18 protein-coding genes are annotated in these 18,654 nt (G+C 64.5%); 10 read left to right on the top strand and 8 right to left on the bottom strand.

Going from position 1 to position 18,654, the window contains the following annotated elements; all coding sequences use genetic code 11:
* Window positions 1–126 precede the first annotated feature (126 nt).
* From fliI to XH89_RS41435, 9 genes are all read left to right on the top strand, one after another.
* A complete protein-coding gene (gene fliI, locus XH89_RS31075) occupies window positions 127–1,452 on the top strand; it encodes a flagellar protein export ATPase FliI (protein ID WP_194464147.1) in 1,326 nt (441 codons plus the stop codon).
* Window positions 1,453–1,585: 133 nt separating this feature from the next.
* A complete protein-coding gene (gene fliJ / locus XH89_RS31070; protein ID WP_194464146.1) occupies window positions 1,586–2,005 on the top strand; it encodes a flagellar export protein FliJ in 420 nt (139 codons plus the stop codon).
* Window positions 2,006–2,187: 182 nt separating this feature from the next.
* The gene (locus tag XH89_RS31065) at window positions 2,188–2,733 is read left to right on the top strand and encodes a sigma-70 family RNA polymerase sigma factor (RefSeq protein ID WP_194464145.1); all 546 of its coding nucleotides are present in this window, start codon (window positions 2,188–2,190) and stop codon (window positions 2,731–2,733) included.
* Between the two features lie 22 nt (window positions 2,734–2,755).
* Window positions 2,756–3,820, top strand: a complete 1,065-nt coding sequence (locus tag XH89_RS31060; RefSeq protein WP_194464144.1) for an anti-sigma factor domain-containing protein — start codon at window positions 2,756–2,758, stop codon at window positions 3,818–3,820.
* Between the two features lie 212 nt (window positions 3,821–4,032).
* Complete coding sequence (locus tag XH89_RS31055; RefSeq protein ID WP_194464143.1) at window positions 4,033–4,992, top strand: AraC family transcriptional regulator; 960 nt, start codon at window positions 4,033–4,035, stop codon at window positions 4,990–4,992.
* A gap of 110 nt (window positions 4,993–5,102) precedes the next feature.
* Window positions 5,103–6,329: an NAD(P)/FAD-dependent oxidoreductase gene (locus XH89_RS31050; RefSeq protein WP_194464142.1), complete on the top strand. Its 1,227-nt coding sequence runs from the start codon at window positions 5,103–5,105 to the stop codon at window positions 6,327–6,329.
* Between the two features lie 400 nt (window positions 6,330–6,729).
* Complete coding sequence (locus tag XH89_RS31045) at window positions 6,730–6,963, top strand: hypothetical protein (RefSeq protein WP_194464141.1); 234 nt, start codon at window positions 6,730–6,732, stop codon at window positions 6,961–6,963.
* A 158-nt stretch (window positions 6,964–7,121) separates the two neighbouring features.
* Window positions 7,122–8,726: an IS1182 family transposase gene (locus tag XH89_RS31040; protein WP_194464140.1), complete on the top strand. Its 1,605-nt coding sequence runs from the start codon at window positions 7,122–7,124 to the stop codon at window positions 8,724–8,726.
* A 19-nt stretch (window positions 8,727–8,745) separates the two neighbouring features.
* On the top strand, window positions 8,746–9,138 hold the full coding sequence (locus XH89_RS41435) for a hypothetical protein (RefSeq protein WP_246767666.1): 393 nt from the start codon (window positions 8,746–8,748) through the stop codon (window positions 9,136–9,138).
* Window positions 9,139–9,859: 721 nt separating this feature from the next.
* On the opposite strand, the gene XH89_RS31030 is transcribed toward XH89_RS41435, so the two are convergent.
* The 8 genes from XH89_RS31030 to XH89_RS30995 all read right to left on the bottom strand — a co-directional run bounded on the left by XH89_RS31030 (window position 9,860) and on the right by XH89_RS30995 (window position 17,240).
* Window positions 9,860–10,060 (bottom strand): hypothetical protein, encoded by a 201-nt coding sequence (locus XH89_RS31030; RefSeq protein WP_194464139.1) that lies wholly within the window; start codon window positions 10,058–10,060, stop codon window positions 9,860–9,862.
* A 294-nt stretch (window positions 10,061–10,354) separates the two neighbouring features.
* Window positions 10,355–12,496, bottom strand: coding sequence for a flagellar biosynthesis protein FlhA (gene flhA, locus XH89_RS31025; protein WP_194464138.1), 2,142 nt, complete (start codon window positions 12,494–12,496; stop codon window positions 10,355–10,357).
* Window positions 12,497–12,851: 355 nt separating this feature from the next.
* The gene (locus XH89_RS31020) at window positions 12,852–13,151 is read right to left on the bottom strand and encodes a copper-binding protein (protein WP_194464137.1); all 300 of its coding nucleotides are present in this window, start codon (window positions 13,149–13,151) and stop codon (window positions 12,852–12,854) included.
* Between the two features lie 17 nt (window positions 13,152–13,168).
* Window positions 13,169–13,624: a cupredoxin domain-containing protein gene (locus tag XH89_RS31015; protein WP_194464136.1), complete on the bottom strand. Its 456-nt coding sequence runs from the start codon at window positions 13,622–13,624 to the stop codon at window positions 13,169–13,171.
* Between the two features lie 36 nt (window positions 13,625–13,660).
* Window positions 13,661–14,992 (bottom strand): multicopper oxidase family protein, encoded by a 1,332-nt coding sequence (locus tag XH89_RS31010; protein ID WP_194464135.1) that lies wholly within the window; start codon window positions 14,990–14,992, stop codon window positions 13,661–13,663.
* Between the two features lie 13 nt (window positions 14,993–15,005).
* Window positions 15,006–16,430, bottom strand: a complete 1,425-nt coding sequence (locus XH89_RS31005) for a TolC family protein (protein WP_194464134.1) — start codon at window positions 16,428–16,430, stop codon at window positions 15,006–15,008.
* A gap of 9 nt (window positions 16,431–16,439) precedes the next feature.
* Window positions 16,440–16,721 carry a hypothetical protein gene (locus XH89_RS31000; RefSeq protein ID WP_194464133.1) on the bottom strand — a complete coding sequence of 94 codons (282 nt, stop codon included), beginning with the start codon at window positions 16,719–16,721 and terminating at the stop codon, window positions 16,440–16,442.
* 75 nt (window positions 16,722–16,796) lie between these two features.
* Complete coding sequence (locus tag XH89_RS30995) at window positions 16,797–17,240, bottom strand: hypothetical protein (RefSeq protein ID WP_194464132.1); 444 nt, start codon at window positions 17,238–17,240, stop codon at window positions 16,797–16,799.
* Between the two features lie 148 nt (window positions 17,241–17,388).
* Here XH89_RS30995 and XH89_RS30990 point away from each other — a divergent pair, with 148 nt between their 5' ends.
* Entirely contained in the window at window positions 17,389–18,654 is a 1,266-nt protein-coding gene (locus XH89_RS30990) for an MFS transporter (RefSeq protein WP_194468687.1), read from the top strand.

Below are 18,654 nucleotides of genomic sequence, written 5' to 3'. Positions count from 1 at the left end.
GCGAAACTTAAGAGTTTCACCGTGAAGGCCCGGATATCGAAGGTGGACCATCTTAATGAAGGTCCTCTGATGAAGGCGCGTTCTATGATGGCCGTCCTATGAAGGCTGAGCAATGAAGGCTGCTCTATGAAGGCTCTTGCCGAACAGATCGGCGACATCGACGGCATCAACATCTATGGCCGCGTCGTCGGCGTGCGCGGTCTGATGGTCGAGGTGGCCGGCCCGATCCACGCGATGTCGGTCGGCGCGCGACTGGTGATCGAGACCGGCGCCAACCGTTGCATTCCCTGCGAGGTGATCGGCTTCTCCGGCAGCAACGCTGTCGTGATGCCGTTCGCCGGGCTTGAGGGCGTGCGTCGCGGCTGCAAGGCCGTGATCGCCAATGCCGCCAATCTGGTGCGTCCGTCGTCGGCCTGGCTCGGTCGTGTCGTCAATGCGCTGGGCGAGCCGATCGACGGCAAGGGGCCGTTGCCGCAAGGCGCTTCGCCGATGCCGTTCCGCAATACGCCGCCGCCGGCGCATTCGCGCAAGCGCGTCGGCAGCCCGCTCGATCTCGGCGTGCGCGCGATGAACACCTTTCTCACCTGCTGCCGCGGCCAGCGCATGGGCATCTTTGCTGGTTCTGGCGTCGGCAAATCCGTGCTGCTGTCGATGCTGGCGCGCAACGTCGATGCCGCCGTCAGCGTCATCGGCCTGATCGGCGAACGTGGCCGCGAGGTGCAGGAATTCCTGCAGGATGACCTTGGAGAAGAGGGCCTCGCGCGTTCCGTCGTGGTGGTCGCGACCTCCGACGAGCCGGCCTTGATGCGGCGGCAGGCGGCGTACCTCACGCTCGCGGTCGCCGAATATTTTCGCGACGAGGGCCAGGACGTGCTCTGCCTGATGGACTCGGTGACGCGCTTTGCGATGGCGCAGCGCGAGATCGGCCTGTCCGCCGGCGAGCCGCCGACTGCCAAGGGCTACACGCCGACCGTCTTCACCGAGCTGCCGAAGCTGCTGGAGCGCGCCGGCCCGGGGCTGGGCGAGGGCGCCATCACCGCGATCTTCACGGTGCTGGTCGACGGCGACGATCACAACGAGCCGATCGCCGACGCCGTCCGCGGCATCCTCGACGGCCATATCGTGATGCAGCGCTCGATCGCCGAGCGCGGCCGCTACCCCGCCATCAACATCCTCAAATCGGTCTCGCGCACCATGCCGAAATCGGCCGATCCGCAGTTCTGGCCGGTGATCCAGAAGGCGCGGGCGGTGATGGCGACCTATGCCGACATGGAGGAACTGATCCGGCTGGGCGCCTACCGGGCCGGCTCCAGCCCCGAGGTCGACGAGGCGATCCGCCTGCACGAGCCGCTGGAAGCTTTCCTGCGCCAACGCAAGGACGAAAATGCCTCGCTGGCCGATGGCTACCGGCAGTTGGCGCAAATCCTCGGTAATTTGGAAACGGAACGCTAACTTTGTCGCGTCATCATCCGTTCCCACAGAGTAGCAGAGCCGGTCTTGGCCCAAACGGGGCCAGTGGGGAGACCGGTGCCGTCCCAATGTGTGTATATCCTGCAGCCAAGGGACTTCTGGGGAGTACGAGTCGATGAAGTCACGTGATACCCTCATTCGCCTGAAGAAGTTTCAGGTCGACGAGAAGCGCCGCCGGGTCGCCCAGATCGAGTCCATGATCGCCGATTTCCAGCGGATGTCGGTCGATCTTGAACGCGAGATCCAGACCGAGCAGGACCGCGCCGGGATCAACGATCCCGCGCATTTCGCCTATCCGACCTATGCCAAGGCCGCCATCCAGCGCCGCGAGAACCTGACCCGCTCGGCCGACGAGCTGAAGGGCCAGCTCGAGGAAGCCAAGGCTGCGCTCGGTGAGGCCTTCGAGGAGCTGAAGAAGGTCGAGCTGCTGGACGAGCGCGACCAGGCCCGCGAGCGCGCCGAGGAAAATGCCCGCGAGCAGGCCGATCTCGACAGCATCGGCTTGATGCGCTCCCGCATCGGCGCCGTCGCGTAAGCGGCAGCCCGCGATCAAGACATCAGAGAATTTGCGAGCCCGGACCCGCAAGGTCCGGGTTTTTGCGTGTCCTGTCCACAGTGTGGCGCGCCGCCTCTTGGTGACGGGCTTGGCCGCGCGCTATGGTGGTGGAGCGACGGGGTCCGTGCGGGATGCGACGGGGCTGCGCGTTGGGGGGCTGAATGCTGACGCCAGCAGAGCTGGTCGGGCTGATTGAGGCGGTCGCGGGGCGCGATCAGGCCGCGTTCGAGCGCCTCTACGCCGCCACGCGCGCGAAACTCTACGGCGTCGTGCTCCGTATCTTGCGCCGACAGGATCTCGCAGAGGAGGTCATTCAGGAGACCTACGTCAAGATCTGGAACAGTGCCGGCCAGTTCAATCCGACGCTGTCCTCGCCGATCACGTGGATGGCCTCGATCGCGCGCAACCGCGCCATCGATATCGTGCGCAAGAAGACGGAAGCCTCGCTCGAGGAGGAGCCGCAGGCGATGGAAGTCGCCTCCGACAGTCCGGATCCCCTGGCGCGCCGGGAGATGTCCGAGGAGTTGAAGCGGCTCTTGGAATGTATTGGCCGGCTCGAGCCGGACCGGCAGAAGCTCGTGCTTCTCGCTTATTACAACGGCTGGAGCCGCGAACAATTGGCGGAGAAGTTCGCAGCGCCCGTCAACACGGTGAAGACGTGGCTTCGGCGCAGCATGCTGGATATCCGGGAGTGCCTCGGATTATGAGGGTGGTGTTGGACTGCTATTGATGGCCTATAGCGAGGACCATATCGCGCTCGCCGCGGAATATGCGCTCGGCACACTCGATGCCGGCGAGCGCGCGCAGGTCGAGACCATGATGGCGGTGGACGAGGGGTTCGCCGCAATCGTGCGGGCCTGGGAATACCGGCTCGGCGCCCTCAACCAGATGGTCGGCACGATCGAGCCGCGGCCGATCGTGTGGGAGAATATCAGGCGCGAGATCGCGCAGACTGTATCGACGCAGGAGTCTCAGCAAGGCTCGCCCGAGGCGCCGCCGGTGCTGTCGGATGCGCCACCGCCGCCGCCGGAGATTGCTTCATCGCAGCCTGTCTCGCCGGAGACTCCAGCACAACAGCCTCCGTCGCCGATCGTGCAGCCGCCGACCTCAGCGCAATCCGACGCCGACGTCATTCCGGAGATGGCGCCGCAATTCATTCCGCAGACTCATGCGCCCGATCCGCGCATCGTGCCCGTGACGCAGATCCCGGTCGTCGACAACACCAAGGTGATCCGGCTGCAGGGCCACGTGAAGCGCTGGCGCACGATCGCCTCCGCCATGGGCGCGCTTGCGGCCGCGCTGCTGGTGACCCTGTCGCTTCAGATCTTCCTGCCCGATGCGCTGCCGGGCGCGCTACGGCCCGCACCGCGCATCCAGACGGTCGAGGTGAAGACACCGGCCACGCCATTGTCTTCGCCCGCGCAATATGTCGCGCTGTTGCAGGGCCAGAGCGGCGGTCCCGCCTTCATCCTCACCATCGATGGCGCCACCAAGAATTTCACGGTGCGCAAGGTCGGCGCGCCGCCGGAGCCGGGCAAGAGCTTCGAGCTCTGGCTGATCTCCGACAGGCTGCCGCGGCCGCGTTCGCTGGGTGTAATCGGCGCCGGCGACTTCACCGCGCGCCCGGTGCTCGCCGGCTACGATGCCGATGTCGTCAACGGCGCGACCTATGCCGTCACCGTCGAGCAATCGGGCGGCTCGCCCAACGGGCAGCCAACCTCGGCGCCAGTGTTTTCTGGCAAGCTGATCGAGACCGTGCCGCCCTCCCAGCCGCAGGCGCCCGCAAAGAAGTAGCTCTCCATCGTCGTCCTGGCTTTCGCGAGTACGACCTTGAGGCCTGCGAACCGCGCACAAACCTGTCGCCACGGTCCATTTCGCCGTCGCAATCCGACAAGTCCCGCCAAATCCGCCGCTGATTTGAACCTCCATCCATTTCGCGGCGTCAAATGCCCGGAATTTGCAGTCGGCACGGCTGATCATGGTGCCGGAGAGGGGCTAGAAATCAGATGGATGCAGCCAAGTCGCCGGGCATCTTTGTTCACCAATATGCGGGCCTGCCGCAGGGTCCGGCCTTCGAACATTGGCGCGATCGGGCCCTGGGGGCCTGTGGCCTCGAGATCGGGCCGAGCCATGGCGACAGCATTGATTGCCGGTTGCAGGTCAGCGTGGTCGACAACATCACGCTCGCGATTCCCGAAGGGGCCTCCGCGCAATACTCCCGCACGCAGAGCGGCCTCGCCGATGGCAGCGACGATCTCGTGCTGATCGCCGCGCATGCCGGCCTCGTCAGCGTCCGGCAGAACGGCCATACCGTCGAGCTCGCGCCGGAGCAGATGGTGCTGGCCGACATGAGCATCACCGGCAGCGTCGGCCATACCGACGAGAACCGCTTCACCACCATCCGCATGCCGCGCCGCGCGCTGCTCGACATCAATCCGCGCGCCGAGGAGAAGCTCTCGCAAGTGTTGTCCGACGGCGCGGTCGCCGAGACCATCTTCCGCTATCACGCCCTTGCCGCTCATCACGCACCGCATCTCGACGCCGTCGGCCAGCGCCTGACCGCGCAGCACATGGTCGATCTCGTCGGCCTCCTGCTCGGCACCGACGCCGAGCACGCTGCGCTCGCGCGCGGCCGCGGCCATGCGGCGGCCCGCCTCGATCTCATGCGCGCCGACGTGATGGCCGCACTCAGCCGCAACGATCTCTGCCTGTCCGAGGTCGCAACCCGCTCTGGCCTCAGCCCGCGCCAGGCGCAGCGGCTGTTCGAACAGGCCGGCACCACCTTCACCGAATTCGTGCTGGAGCAGCGTCTCTTGCTGGCGCGCAAACTGCTCGGCGATCCCCGTGCGCGGGCGCGCAAGATCAGCGACATCGCGCACTCCTCGGGCTTCTCCGATCTGTCCTATTTCAACCGCGCCTTCCGCAAGCGCTTTGGCGCGACGCCGTCGGAACTGCGCGAGGGGTGAGGTCTGCAGCGGCGCTCGGCTGCCCGCATTTGGTCGATCCGGCTGAATGAGCTATATCTGCCCACGCGGGTCGGATCACCGGATCCTTGGAAGCAGCGAAGTCAACGGACATGGCGCGTATCGTCGTGCTCGGCGCCGGGTTTGCAGGCCTGTGGGCGGCAATCGGTGCCGCGCGTCTGCGCGAGGCGATCGGTGATGCCGGCCGCGACATCGAGATCCATCTCATTGACCGCAATCCCTACCACAACATCCGCGTGCGCAACTACGAGGTCGACCTCAGCGGGGTCGCGCTGCCGCTGTCGCAGCTGCTCGATCCCATCGGTGTCACGCACGGGATCGGCGAGGTCAAGGCGGTCGATCCGGCGCGCTGTGAAATCTCGCTGGTCACGGGCGGCGGCAAGGAGACGCTGAACTACGATCGCCTCGTGCTTGCGCTTGGCAGCGAGGTGATGCGTCCCGATATTCCGGGCCTCGCCGAGCATGCGTTCGACGTCGACACCTATGCTGCAGCGCTTCGCCTCGAGGAGCATCTCACTTCGCTCGGACGCAGTGCGCCGTTGCCGGGACGGTCGACGATCGCAGTGGTCGGTGCCGGCTTCACCGGCATTGAGGTTGCGGCCGAAATGCCCGACCGACTGGTGCGCGTCGGCATCACCGGCGATCGTCGCATCGTCCTGGTCGATCCCAATCCCGCTGTCGGTGCGACGATCGGTGACCAAGCACGCCCCGTCATCGAGACGGCGCTATCGTCGCTTGGGATCGAGACGCGGCTTGGCGTGCGCGTCGCGTCGGTCGAGGCTTCAGGTGTTCGCCTGAGCTCGGGCGAGTTCATCCCGGCGCGAACGGTGATCTGGTGCGCCGGCATGCGCGCAAGCCGGCTCGCTGAAAGTTTTCCGGGCGCGCGCGATCGTCTCGGGCGCCTCCTGGTCGATCCGTTCATGCGGGTCGCCGATCTGCCCGGAATCTTCGCCGCCGGCGACGTCGCCTCTAGCGTGATCGACGGCCTGCATCCGACCGTGATGTCCTGCCAGTTCGCCCGCCCCATGGGCCGCTTCGCCGGCCACAATGTGGTGGCCGATCTCGCCGGCCGGCCGATGCTGCCGCTCAGGATCGACTGGTACGTCACCGTGCTCGATCTCGGCGATTGGGGTGCGCTCTACACGGAAGGATGGAATCGCGAGGTGCGGACGACGGGCGAGGCTGCGAAGGCGACCAAGCAGACCATCAACCGCAAGCGCATCTACCCGCCGCTCTCAGGCAGCAAGGATGAGCTGTTCGCTGCGGCAGCGCCAACGGTGCAGGCGCCGCCGCCGACCTATGGGGCACCGCGTCGATGAGCTCGGCCGTTTACCCATCCATCAAACGAAACGATAAATGCGGCGAAAACAATGTCCGCTTTGTCACCTCCTGAGGACAGGACTTCGATGGCGTGACGCAAGATGCGAACCAGCTGATTGCTAGATTTTCCTGATTAAATCGTTTGCCTGGTCCCAAATACCGATCAGGCCCGTCTCGAGGCTGCAATGGTCCTCCGAGGCGTTGGCGACAGCGCGGACGCCAGCGATTTTTCCCCAAAATATCGAGCAGTAAGCCGCAGCCGTCGAGTTCCGTTCATTTAATGAACATTGCGGCGACATATTTGGAACACACCGGCCTATTTCTACTTTTTCCCGATATGGAAAGCCCATCGAATCGATGGACTGACAGGGGATCTAAGAAGAACCAAGGATGGCTCAAATGAAAAAGATGTTGGTAATCGCAGCTGCGTTGGCCGTCGTGACGTCCGCGGCTCATGCGCGTGGTGGTGGCGCATCGGGCTTTTCGCCGGGACATTCGTTTCAGACCAGCGGCCCGGTGTCAGGCACGCATGGCGCTTCCGGCTATTCTCCCGGCCATCAGATGCAGACCACCGGATCGGTGACGGCACATCCCGGCGCATCGGGCTACGCGCCCGGCAAGATCAAGCACTAGAACGCGCAATCATGCGCACGATGGGGGCCGCCTCAACTGGCGGCCTCTTTCGTTCTGGCCTGGCCGAGCAAAGTCACGCCTTATCTACAAGCCCTTGCGTTGCCCGACGAGGCTGGGCAAGAACGTTGGATCTCAGGAGTTGATGTAGGATTCGTCTTATGGCGAATCGCACATTCAAGACCGGAGAGAGCCGGGAGCAACCCAGTCTGCTTCCCGCTCGGATTGAGGACTATGTCGGGCCGGACAATCCGGTCCGGGCGATCGAGAGCTTCGTTCATGTCCTCGACCTTGCCAAACTCGGCTTTCGCCATGCGGGCCGCAAGGCTGAAGGGGCCGGCCAGCCGCCGTACGATCCGGCCGATCTGCTGAAGCTCTACCTTTACGGCTACATCAACCAAATCAGGTCGTCGCGTCGGTTAGAGCGGGAGGCCTGCCGCAATCTGGAACTAATCTGGCTTCTGAAGAATCTGAAGCCGGGTTATCGGACGATCGGCAACTTCCGCAAAGAGAACTGGGCGGCTCTGAAGGCGGCCAACCGCAGCTTCGTGCTGCTGATGCGCGAGCTCGGTCTTGTCGGCGGCAGCGTTGTTGCGATTGACGGCTCGTTCTTCCATGGCAACGCCAGCAAGGCCAGCATCTTTACGCGCAAGAGGCTTGCCGATCAGATCGCAAAGCTGGACCAGGAGATCGAGGCTTACGGCAAGTCTCTTGAGGACAATGATGCCGCGGAAGCCAAGAAGCCGGGCAAGGATGGGGCCGATGGCGACGACGGAGATGGTGGCGACATCGGCGAGAAGGTTGCGGCGCTGATGACAAAGCGCTCGCGCGCCCAAGCCGATCTTGTTCGGTTGGAAGAGAATGACCAGACGCAGCTGTCCCTGACAGATCCGGATGCCCGGCTTCTGGTCAAGAGCGGCCAAGGGGTTGCAGGCTACAATGTGCAGACCGCAGTCGACGACAAGCACAAGCTCATTGTCGCCAGCGAGGTGGTGAACGACAGCAGCGATGTCGGCCAGCTACATGCACTGGCCGTAGCGGCAAAGGAGTCCCTTGAGGTCAAGGCCCTGCAGGCGCTGGCAGATGAGGGCTATTACAGCAGTCGCGAACTGAAGGCCTGTGAGGACGATGGCATCACGGCCTATGTTCCGGTGCCGGAGGGCAACGCCCGGCTCGAGAAGCAAGGCCGCTTCGCCCTCAAGGACTTCAACTATGATGGCGCATCCGACACCTACCGTTGTCCCGCCGGCCATCAGCTACATCCGATGAAGAGCAGGCAGAAGAACACCAGTGGCCGCATCGAGATCCGCTACGCGGCGCGCGGAGCGACCTGCAAGACCTGCCCACTCAAGGTCTGTTGCCTCGCGTCGAACGCGACCAACCGGACGATCGGTCGCTGGGAGCATGAAGACGTTCTTGAACGTCACCGCGCGCGGATGCAGGGCGCAGGCGAGCTGATGCGCCGTCGTTCGGGGATTGTCGAGCATCCGTTTGGCACGCTCAAATGCCGTGCCGGCTACCGTCATTTCCTGGTCCGCGGTTTCGACAAGGTCCGCGGCGAGTGGAGCCTGATGGCGCTCTGCTACAACTTCACACGCGTGCTCAACATCCTTGGGTTCGACGCGTTTCTGGCTGCGCTGGCAAAGACGCTCGCTCCTTGCCGATCCACCCTCGCAGCCCTGCTGAAGGGCATCCAGGTTGCTCTAGGGGCCTTCTGGGCCAATATACAGCCACGGCTAGCAATCGGCCGGTTCGCTCCGGCCTGAGGGCGCCAACGACCAATTCTTGCCCAGCCTCGACGGGCAAAACACGCCAAAGATTGGTCAATTCCTCACGCCAAAGATATTCCGCTTTACCGAAATTCGGAAATGGCGTATGTATCGCGGCAACCCGGCCCAAGGAAGAGGGGCGTATCGCGATCGTCACGACGCGGGCCGGACGGCGGTGGACGCTAGTCACATCGGCGCGACGGGCTTTGCAGGGCGGGCAACCGTGAGCGAGGCCGCCGCGCAAACGACCGGTGTGATCGGCGTACGGCAAAATCGTGTGGTCCTGGCGCCCGGAGCCTGTGCGCCAAGGCTCGTGGTGATGTGCGATGTCCAACCGGATGCGCACATCAGTCATCTGCGAGGCGACGGGGGCAATAGTGCATCGCTCCCCGGGGAGATCGCGACATAAGCCGTCAAACCACTGCGCAGGGAAGGCCGGATGTTTCGGCTTCACCTGTATGCCGCTGTGCAGCCTCTTGTAGCGCAACCATCGCACAGTGGACCGCGGGTGCCAGCCGGGCACCCGGCCTTCCCTGCGCCCTCTTTCAGATGAGGGTGAGGCAACGGACAAAACTCGGGCGAGATGAGCCGCGAGGATGCGATGGTGTGTCAGCGATGAAGATGCGGATTGAAAGAGCGACGTCGCCACCTCGAACTCGTCATTGCGAGGAGCCCTTGCGACGAAGCAATCCAGAGTCCCTCCGCGGAAAGACTCTGGATTGCTTCCGCCTTCGCCAAGGCTTCGGCGGACAAGTCACCGCGCTCGCAATGACGATGTGGAGGCAGTTGTCCGCGGAAACTCAGGTCTCGTGCCCCGAACGCAGCGCAGCGTCTCTTCGACGGAGCGCTGCGTCCGGGGCCCATGCATCAGCGAATGCGATGGCCTTCTGGGTCCCGGCTCTGCGCAGCAACGCAAGGGCGTTGCAGCGCGTCCGGGACACGAGAGGAGAGATTGGCGAGTTTGAAACGAGTGCGCCGCAACGACCCGACATACCCAGACATGAGAAAGCGCCCGTGGGGGGCGGGCGCTTTCTGTAGTCGACTTGGGGTTGGGGTCGTCTACATATCCACGTGGCGACTTTGGGGGGCTGGTAAAGAGCCGCGTGAATTCCTTAAAACTCAAAATCTCCCTAGCGAACCAGCGATACGTCAGAACTGGTGATCACAACCGGCTTGCCGGCCTTGATGACGCGGGCGGTCTGAGTGAGGCCGTCGTCCGAACCAGTGCGGGCCGTGATACCGAAGCCAGCAACCGCGATCCCTGCGACGAGGGCTACGACCACGATCTTCAAATGGGTCGAGCGATCCGCGCTGTAGATCGAGTGGTTCATGGAAGCCTCCTGCCGCCACCTACCCGAAGTAGTCGCCGGCCTGTTCAGGCAGGTTCATGCTTCCGGTGCCCAACAACCTAGTATTGGGAGGATTCGTTCCCAAGAGGCCATCACAAGAGCGTGATAGGACGTGAAAGATCGCGATCAAAAGCAGCGGTTTGTCGCTAGATTTACTAATGATTTCAACGCTGTAATGTGCATGTAAGGCGCCTTGTCAGCATTTGGTCGATAAGGCGCCAGGAACTCAAAAACCATTTGCCTGTGGCCGAAAAACACACGGCTTCTTAAGACAAATCAGATGCTTCCGACCGTTTTCAGCCTCGCCCTGGGGTGGATTTCGGCCTGCGACAGCACGGTCGTCTGGGCGCGGAACCGCTCAACCAGAGAGCGGACGAAGGGACGAATTGCCGCAGAGGTCACCAGCACCGGCGCCTCGCCTTCGCGCGCGGCGCGCTCGAAGGCCTCGCGCACGGCGGTCATGAACTCCGACAGTTTCGAGGGCTGCATGGCGAGGCTGCGCTCCTCGCCCTGGCCGATGATGGATTCGGCGAAGGCCTGCTCCCATTTCGCCGACAGCGCGATCAGCGGCAGATAGCCGGCGAAGGAGGTGTTTTGCGCGCAGATCTGCCGGGCGAGGCGAGCGCGGACATGCTCGACCATGGTCGCCGGGTTGCGTGAGAAGGCGAGCGAATCGGCGATGCCTTCGAGGATGGTCGAGAGGTCGCGGATCGAGATGCGCTCGGCGAGCAGCAGCTGCAGCACGCGCTGGATGCCGGAGACCGTGACCTGCGCCGGCACGATGTCCTTGACCAGCTCGCTCTGCTCCTTCGGCAGCTCCTTGAGCAGTTTCTGCACCTCGCCATAGGAGAGCAGGTCCGACATGTTGGCCTTGAGCAGCTCCGTGAGGTGGGTCGAGAGCACGGTCGCGGCGTCGACGACGGTGTAGCCCTTGAGCGAGGCCTCCTCCTTGAGGCTGGCATCGACCCAGGTCGCGGGCAGGCCAAAGGTCGGCTCGGTGGTATGGATGCCGGGCACCTGCACCTGGCTGCCGCCGGGGTCCATGACCATGAAGTGGTTCGGCCAGATCTTGCCGGTGCCGGCGTCGACCTCCTTGATCTTGATGATGTAGGTGTTGGCCTCGAGCTGGACGTTGTCCAGGATGCGCACCGCCGGCATCACGAAGCCCATCTCGATCGCCAGCGAGCGGCGCAGCGCCTTGATCTGCTCGGTGAGGCGGTCGGTGCCGTCGGGGCCGTTGACGAGCGGCAAGAGCGCATAGCCGAGCTCGATCTTCAGGTCGTCGATCTTCAGCGCCGCCGAGATCGGCTCCTCCGCAGCCGCAGCGCCCGGCGCTCCGGGCTGACCGGAAGCGGGCGCGGCCTTGGCGGCTTCCTCGGCCTTGACGGTGGTGCGCTTGTGGTTGCGCGCGGTCCAGGCCAGCGCGCCGGCGCCGGCGCCGAGCGCCAGGAAAGGGATGGTCGGAATGCCCGGCAGCGCCGCCAGCACCAGCATGACCGCCGAGGACATCGCGAGGGCCTGCGGATAGCCGGAGAACTGCTTCATCAGCGCCTTGTCGGCGGCACCGGAGACGCCGGCCTTGGAGACGAGCAGGCCGGCCGCGGTCGAGACGATCAGCGCCGGCACCTGGGTGACGAGGCCGTCACCGACGGTCAGCAGCGTGTAGCTGCGGCCGGCGTCGGCGAAGGAGAGGCCCTGCTGCGCAACGCCGATGATCATGCCACCGACGACGTTGATGAAGACGATCAGAAGGCCGGCGATGGCATCGCCGCGGACGAATTTCGAGGCACCGTCCATGGCGCCGAAGAAGCCGCTCTCGTCCTCCAGCGCCTTGCGGCGCTCCTTGGCGATCTTTTCGTCGATCAGGCCGGCGGAGAGATCGGCGTCGATCGCCATCTGCTTGCCGGGCATGGCGTCGAGGTGGAAGCGCGCGGCGACTTCGGCGATGCGGCCCGAACCCTTGGTGATGACGACGAAATTGACGATGATCAGGATGGCGAAGACGATGATGCCGATGACGAAATTGCCGCCCATCACGAAGCTGCCGAAGGCTTCGATGACGTGACCGGCCGCATCCGTGCCCTCGTGCCCGTGCGACAGGATCAGGCGCGTCGAGGCCATGTTGAGCGACAGCCGCAGCATGGTCGAGATCAGCAGGATGGTCGGGAAGGCGGAGAATTCCAGCGGCGCCTGGATGAACAGCGAGGTCATCAGGATCAGGATCGACAGCGTGATCGAGATCGCCAGGAACAGGTCCAGCACGATCGCGGGCAGCGGCAGGATCAGCACCACCAGGATGGTGAGGATGCCGAGCGCCAGCGCAATGTCGCCGCGCTTGAGGATGGTGACGATTTCGGAAAGGGAGGGGATCCCGGGCTTTCCGCCGCCTACGCCCTGTCCCGCGGTGACGTCGACCATGGTAGCTGCCTCCCCGCGCGACCGCCGTCCGCGCGCCCCAAACGTCTGCGCGGCGGCCGATGGGCCGCCGTTCCGAAAGTGAGGCACCGCACTGGCGTCCACGGGAGCTCCCGTTCTACGCGGCTGACGACACTCGACTTCACCCGGCAATTCTTGCCGGGTGTATGGTTAGCAAAGGGTTAACGGAGGGGGTGGGAGGAGGTCAGACCGGGGTGTTTCGGGGGGCATCCGGTCGTCATTCCGGGGCGCCCAGAGGGCGAGCCCGGAATCCATCGTGCCGCAGGGGTCGAGGGAAATGGATTCCGGGCTCGCGCCAAGACGCGCGCCCCGGAATGACAGTTGAGGGGGGATGCCCCTACTTTGCTTTCTGCATGCTGGTCACCGTATACCCCGAGGCCGCCTCCTCGGCCTCGAAAGTCACCTTGTCGCCGACCTTCACCTGCTTGAGCATGGCGGGGTCCTTGACGCGGTAGACCATGGTCATGGGCTCGTCCATGCCGAGGCTCTTGGCAGGGCCGTGCTTGAGCGTGATCTTGCCGGCGCCCTCGTCGATCTTCTTGACCTCGCCGCTGATGGAAGCGGCCTGCGCCACCGCGCCGACGGTCAGACCCAGCGTCAGCGCGAGCGCTGTGGCGATGCGGATGATCGGTTTCATTGATGTCTCCATTGTCTTCATTTCACGGTGACGTGGCCGACCATGCCGTAATCGCGATGGTCGGGGATCAGGCAGGAAAATTCGAAAGTACCGGGCTTGGTGAATTTCCAGACGATCTCGGCCGTCTTGTTCGGGGCAAGGCGCACCCCGTTGGGGTCGTCATGCTCCATATGCGGGTGCTTCTTCATCACCTCGGCATGCGCGAGATTCTCCTTGGTGGTGGCGAGCAGAAATTCGTGGTCCTCCTTGCCGACATTGCGCAGCACGAAGCGGATCTGCTCGCCGCGTTTGACATCGATCTTGGACGGCTCGTAGGACATTTCGCTCATCGCGATCTCGATGGTGCGCGCGGGCTTGTTGGGATCGCCGGGTTCGCCGGCCGAGAAGCCGTGATGGTCGTGCCCCTCGTGCGCGAGGGCGGGCCCGATTGAAAGCGCGGCCAGCGCCAGCACGGTGCCGATTGTTCTTGTCATTGTCGTCTCCGGTTGGTGGTTGATCGAAACGCGTGGTTACATCTTCATCTTGTGCGCCGGCGTGGCCGGCTGCCGCGCCGGCTCCGCCGTGGGCGCGGCGACCTCGTAGGCGACGGTGCCTTGCGGGAATTGATAAGGGCCGGGATCGCGGTAGTCGTCGCGTGCGAGGTCCTCGCGGATCTTCATCACCGTGAACATGCCGCCCATCTCGATCGGGCCGAACTGGCCGGCGCCCGTCATCATCGGCAGCGTGTTATCGGGCGCAGGCATCTCCATGTTGCCCATCGCCATGCCGGTCGAGCCCATCGCCATGCTGTCGGGCGCGAGCTTGCCGACCGCCTTGGCAAGGTCCTTGCGCGACACGCCGATCATGTTGCGCATGTCGTGGCCCATCGCATTCATGGTGTGGTGCGATTTGTGGCAGTGGAACGCCCAGTCGCCGGGATTGTCGGCGAGGACGTCGAACACGCGCACTGCGCCGACGGGAACGTCGGTGGTCGTTTCGGGAATTTGCGCGCTCTCCGGAATCCAGCCGCCGTCGGTGCAGGTCACCGCAAAACTGTGGCCGTGAAGATGGATCGGGTGGTTGGTCATGCTGAGATTGCCGATGCGCACGCGCACCTTGTCGCCGAGCCGCACGGCCAAGGGATCGATGCCGGGAAACACCCGTGAATTCCAGGCCCACATGTTGAAATCGGTCATCTCGTTGACCTTCGGCAGATAGGTGCCGGGATCGATCCGATAGGTGCTCATCACGAAGACGAAGTCGCGATCGACGGGCCGGAAATTCGGATCGCGCGGATGCACGACGACCATGCCCATCATGCCCATCGCCATCTGCACCATCTCGTCCGAATGCGGGTGATACATGAAGGTCCCGCTTTTCTTCATCTCGAACTCGTAGACGAAGGTCTTGCCTGGCTCGATATGCGGCTGATTCAGTCCGCCGACGCCGTCCATGCCGCTCGGCACGATCATGCCGTGCCAGTGCACGGTGGTGTATTCGGGCAGGTGATTGGTGACGAAGATGCGGACCTTGTCGCCTTCGACCGCCTCGATGGTCGGTCCCGGCGACTGGCCGTTGTAGCCCCACAAATTCACCTTCATGCCTTCGGCGAATTCGCGCACCACCGGTTCGGCGACGAGATGGAATTCCTTCCAGTCGCCGTTCATGCGGAACGGCAGCGTCCAGCCGTTCAAGGTGACGACGGGCCGGTAGTCAGGACCGCTGCTGGGGTGCAGCGGCGGCTGCATCACAGCCTTGTCCATGTGGGCTGCTTCCGGAATTGATGCTGCCTGGACGCGGCCGCTGACGGCCGACGCGCTGACAAGCGCGGCGGTGCCCAAAAATCCTCGGCGGGAAAACATGCTGGTCTCCATGTCAGTGACCGCCATCGGCAGGTGCTGCCGCGGCAATTGTGGTTGGACCATCCTCGCCAGAACCAGCCGCGCCGCCACCGTTGACGGCTGTCTGCAACTCGGACTGGGCAAGGAAGAAGTTTTGCTTGGCGTCAATGGCGCCGCGCAGCGAGGCGAGGCGCTGCCGGGCTTCGGTTAGGAGCGCGAAGATGTCGACCTGCATACTGGAGAAGCGAAGCTGCATCTCCTCGGTGATAATCTTGCGCAGCGGCAGGATCTCGCGCTGATAATGGCTGGCGATGTCGTAAGTCGAGCGATAGACCCGATAGGCATCGCGCGCTTCCGAGCGGACGTTGACGGCGCGCTCGGTCAGGCGATTGAAGGCGAGGTTGTAGGTCTCCGCGGCCTGACGCACGCGCACCTCGCCGCCGTCGAAGATCGGGATCTGGAACTGCACGTCGAAACCGCGTTCGCGGAACGGCGCGCCCTCCGGATCCTGCGTCCGGCGGGAGATGCCGGCGAGATCGAGCAACGTGACGAAACGCGTCGCCTCGGTGAGATCAAGCGATTTCGCCAGGGCCGCCAGCTCCAGCCGCGCGATCTGCAAGTCGATGCGGTGGGCGACCGCATCGGCTTCGATCGAGGGCAGGGCCTGCGGCCGGCGCGGCAGCGACGGCAATGCGTTGGGCAGGCGGAAATCAAGGCCGTCGTCCCACAGCCCCATCAGCCGGGCCAGCTTTTCGCGCGCGCTGGTCGCTGCCTGGCGCGCAGTGGCGAGATCGGCGGTGGTCTCGGCATAAAACACCTGCTCTCGGGCCTGGTCGAGCTTGTTGACCGAGCCGGTCTCGCCGAGCTTGACGGCGAGCTGGGCGGTCGATTCCGCCGTCGCCTTTGCGTCCGTCAGCAGCGCCACCATTTCGTTGTCGGCGACCGTGCGGACATAGGCGCGCCGCACCTCGGCCGCGAGCCGCAGCGTCGCCAGTGCTGCGCGCAACTGCGCCTGGCGAAAGCGATCGCGTGCGATCTCGGAGCGGAACGGCAGCGTGGCCAAAGCCAGGATGTCGCCGACCACCTGGCGTTCGATTTCGCTGGCGCCATTGCCCGAGATTCGTGAGACCGAGAACACCGGATTGGACGGCAGGCTCTGCTCGACCAGATCGGTCTCGGCCAGCGCCAGCTCGTTATAGGCGGCCTGCAGCCCCTTGTTATTGAGCAGCGCGATCTGCACGGCCGCCTCGATGCTCAGCATCCGCGACAGCAGCCGGCGGACGGTTGCGTCGACGGCTTCCGCGCCCTCGGCCGAGCGGACGAAGGCGACATCCTTCTTGACGGTCCGGCTCGTCAGCTCCGAAACCGTCGTCATGCCGCCGTCGGGCGAGAATGCCGCGCAGCCGGACAGAGCGAACGTGGCAAGAACGAGCAGACCTCGAGCGAGATGGCGTATCATGGCGCGCTCCTACCGGTCTTGCTTGTGTTGTGGCGCGACGGCGTCGTTGCGGTCCCGCCATGGGGCCGGCGTCGCAGGCCGCAAGCCCGTGTAGGGCGCAGTCGTGGAGCGATAGCCGGTCCGTGTGACCTTTGCCGCGGGATCGGCGGGGTCGGCGATGACAAGCGGCGCGGCCGCCGGCATGCAGCCGGACAGCGCCAGCGTGATCATGGCGAGCAACGGCCAATGGAATCGGACGTGTCGTCCGCGCACCAAAGATGCAGCGGACTGCGCCCCGGAAAGCGTCAGCATGAGTTATCCCTGATCTGGCAGATGACCAAAGCCGTGCACGCACAGGCGCGCGCGGCCTCAAATCGTCGTATCAGCTCAGGCGATGGGGGGGCGGTAGAGCAGGGGCGGCGCCTCGCTGCGCAGGCTGGTCACGATCTCGGGCGCGCAGGCGGAGATCGGCTGGAGCGGCGTCGCGACGCTGGGCAGGTCGGCTGGCAGCGCGACGACGCACATCATCGCGCAGCACGGGCCGGGTGAGCCCTTGCCGTCATGATGATGCGGTGAAGGGACGTCCTGAGCGGCGACATGCTGGTGCGCGTGCATCCCGGCGTGATCATGCGACGTGCCGCCATGCATGTGGCCGGTTGCCAGCTGCTGGCGCGCCGGCGCGAGCTCGGCGAGCAGTGCGTCATCGAGGCATGGCGCCGGGCCGTTGCCCCAGGCAAGGCTTGCCGCCGGCGCGAGCACGCAGAACAGGTAGGCGAGCGCGACGAGGCGCCCCACCCTGATCCGCATCGATCGCGTCAATTGCAGCAACATTCCGCTGTCATGCTCCGCGCGGCAATGTTGCACACGCAGATTGCAAACTAATGGCAAAACACATGTTCGCCAAGCTCCTTCTTACCGCAGCGCACCGCGCATGCCCAATATCGCGGCAGGATGCTTGACCATGAGACGCGTAGCGAACATGGTTCCCGCCGTGCACGCACCAAATCACCCAGGACAGAAACCGGCCTCCTTCAGCCCTGACTCCCGTCAGGCCTGGGTGCGGCTCGCGATTGCGCTCGTGATCGGCTCGATCGGGGCCGTCGGCATGTGGGCGGTCGTGGTGGTGATTCCCATCGTGCAGGCCGAGTTCGCGGCGACGCGCGGCGCGGTGTCGCTCGCCTTTACGCTGATGATGTTCGGCTTCGGACTTGGCGGCGTCATCGCCGGCAAGATCACCGACCGATTCGGCATCGTGCCGGCGATGGCGATCAGTATCGCCTTTCTCGGCGTCGCCAACGTGCTCGCGGGCTTGTCTGGTCATCTCTGGCAGTTCGTAGCGGCCTATTTCCTGATCGGGCTCGGCACATCGGCGACCTTCGCGCCGCTGATGGCGGAGGCCTCGCACTGGTTCGAGCGCTATCGCGGGCTCGCGGTGACCATCGTCGCGAGCGGCAATTACGTCGCCGGCACGATGTGGCCGCCGCTCGTCAGCTGGGGCACGCAGACTGTCGGCTGGCGCACCACTCATATCGGCATCGGCATCGCCTGTGCGAGCGCGATGACGGCGCTGGTACTGGTCCTGCGTGCGCAGATGGGCGACGACAAGGTTCGTAATCACGCCAATGCGCCGCCGCCGCGCATCGATCTCGGGCTTTCGACCAACACGCTGACCGTGCTGCTCTCGATCGCCAGTATTTCCTGCTGCGTCGCCATGGCGATGCCGCAAGTGCATATCGTGGCCTATTGCGGCGATCTCGGTTACGGCGTGGCGCGCGGCGCCGAGATGCTGTCGTTGATGATGGGTTGCGGCATCGTCAGCCGGATCGGCTCGGGCTATCTCGCCGACAAGATCGGCGGCATCCGCACGCTGCTGATCGGGTCGGTGGCGCAGGGTTTTGCCCTGGTGTTCTACCTGTTCTTTGACAGCCTCTCCTCGCTTTATCTGATCTCAGCGATGTTCGGCCTGTTCCAGGGCGGTATCGTGCCGAGCTACGCCATCATCGTGCGCGAGGCGATGCCGGCGAGCGAAGCCGCAACCCGCGTCGGCATCGTGATCTTTGCCTCCGTGTTCGGCATGTCCTTTGGCGGCTGGGTGTCCGGCATCATCTTCGATGCCACCGGCTCCTACGCCGCGGCGTTCGCAAACGGCGTTGCGTGGAACGCCCTCAATGTCGGCATCGTCTTGACGCTGCTGATCCGCTCGCGGATGAACGCGGCCAAGACGGGACCTGGTTTTGCAACCTAG

The sequence above is a fragment of the Bradyrhizobium sp. CCBAU 53340 genome, assembly GCF_015291645.1.
Lineage (GTDB): Bacteria > Pseudomonadota > Alphaproteobacteria > Rhizobiales > Xanthobacteraceae > Bradyrhizobium.
Note: the sequence above shows the minus strand (reverse complement) of the source record. Positions and strands in the feature narration are given on the sequence as shown.

Bases quoted from the DNA above. Each gene is read 5' to 3' on its own strand.
- fliI (WP_194464147.1), top strand. From the start codon at position 127: ATGAAGGCTCTTGCCGAACAGATCGGCGACATCGACGGCATCAACATC.
- fliJ (WP_194464146.1), top strand. From the start codon at position 1,586: ATGAAGTCACGTGATACCCTCATTCGCCTGAAGAAGTTTCAGGTCGAC.
- XH89_RS31065 (WP_194464145.1), top strand. From the start codon at position 2,188: ATGCTGACGCCAGCAGAGCTGGTCGGGCTGATTGAGGCGGTCGCGGGG.
- XH89_RS31060 (WP_194464144.1), top strand. From the start codon at position 2,756: ATGGCCTATAGCGAGGACCATATCGCGCTCGCCGCGGAATATGCGCTC.
- XH89_RS31055 (WP_194464143.1), top strand. From the start codon at position 4,033: ATGGATGCAGCCAAGTCGCCGGGCATCTTTGTTCACCAATATGCGGGC.
- XH89_RS31050 (WP_194464142.1), top strand. From the start codon at position 5,103: ATGGCGCGTATCGTCGTGCTCGGCGCCGGGTTTGCAGGCCTGTGGGCG.
- XH89_RS31045 (WP_194464141.1), top strand. From the start codon at position 6,730: ATGAAAAAGATGTTGGTAATCGCAGCTGCGTTGGCCGTCGTGACGTCC.
- XH89_RS31040 (WP_194464140.1), top strand. From the start codon at position 7,122: ATGGCGAATCGCACATTCAAGACCGGAGAGAGCCGGGAGCAACCCAGT.
- XH89_RS31030 (WP_194464139.1), bottom strand. From the start codon at position 10,060: ATGAACCACTCGATCTACAGCGCGGATCGCTCGACCCATTTGAAGATC.
- flhA (WP_194464138.1), bottom strand. From the start codon at position 12,496: ATGGTCGACGTCACCGCGGGACAGGGCGTAGGCGGCGGAAAGCCCGGG.
- XH89_RS31020 (WP_194464137.1), bottom strand. From the start codon at position 13,151: ATGAAACCGATCATCCGCATCGCCACAGCGCTCGCGCTGACGCTGGGT.
- XH89_RS31015 (WP_194464136.1), bottom strand. From the start codon at position 13,624: ATGACAAGAACAATCGGCACCGTGCTGGCGCTGGCCGCGCTTTCAATC.
- XH89_RS31010 (WP_194464135.1), bottom strand. From the start codon at position 14,992: ATGTTTTCCCGCCGAGGATTTTTGGGCACCGCCGCGCTTGTCAGCGCG.
- XH89_RS31005 (WP_194464134.1), bottom strand. From the start codon at position 16,430: ATGATACGCCATCTCGCTCGAGGTCTGCTCGTTCTTGCCACGTTCGCT.
- XH89_RS31000 (WP_194464133.1), bottom strand. From the start codon at position 16,721: ATGCTGACGCTTTCCGGGGCGCAGTCCGCTGCATCTTTGGTGCGCGGA.
- XH89_RS30995 (WP_194464132.1), bottom strand. From the start codon at position 17,240: ATGTTGCTGCAATTGACGCGATCGATGCGGATCAGGGTGGGGCGCCTC.
- XH89_RS30990 (WP_194468687.1), top strand. From the start codon at position 17,389: ATGGTTCCCGCCGTGCACGCACCAAATCACCCAGGACAGAAACCGGCC.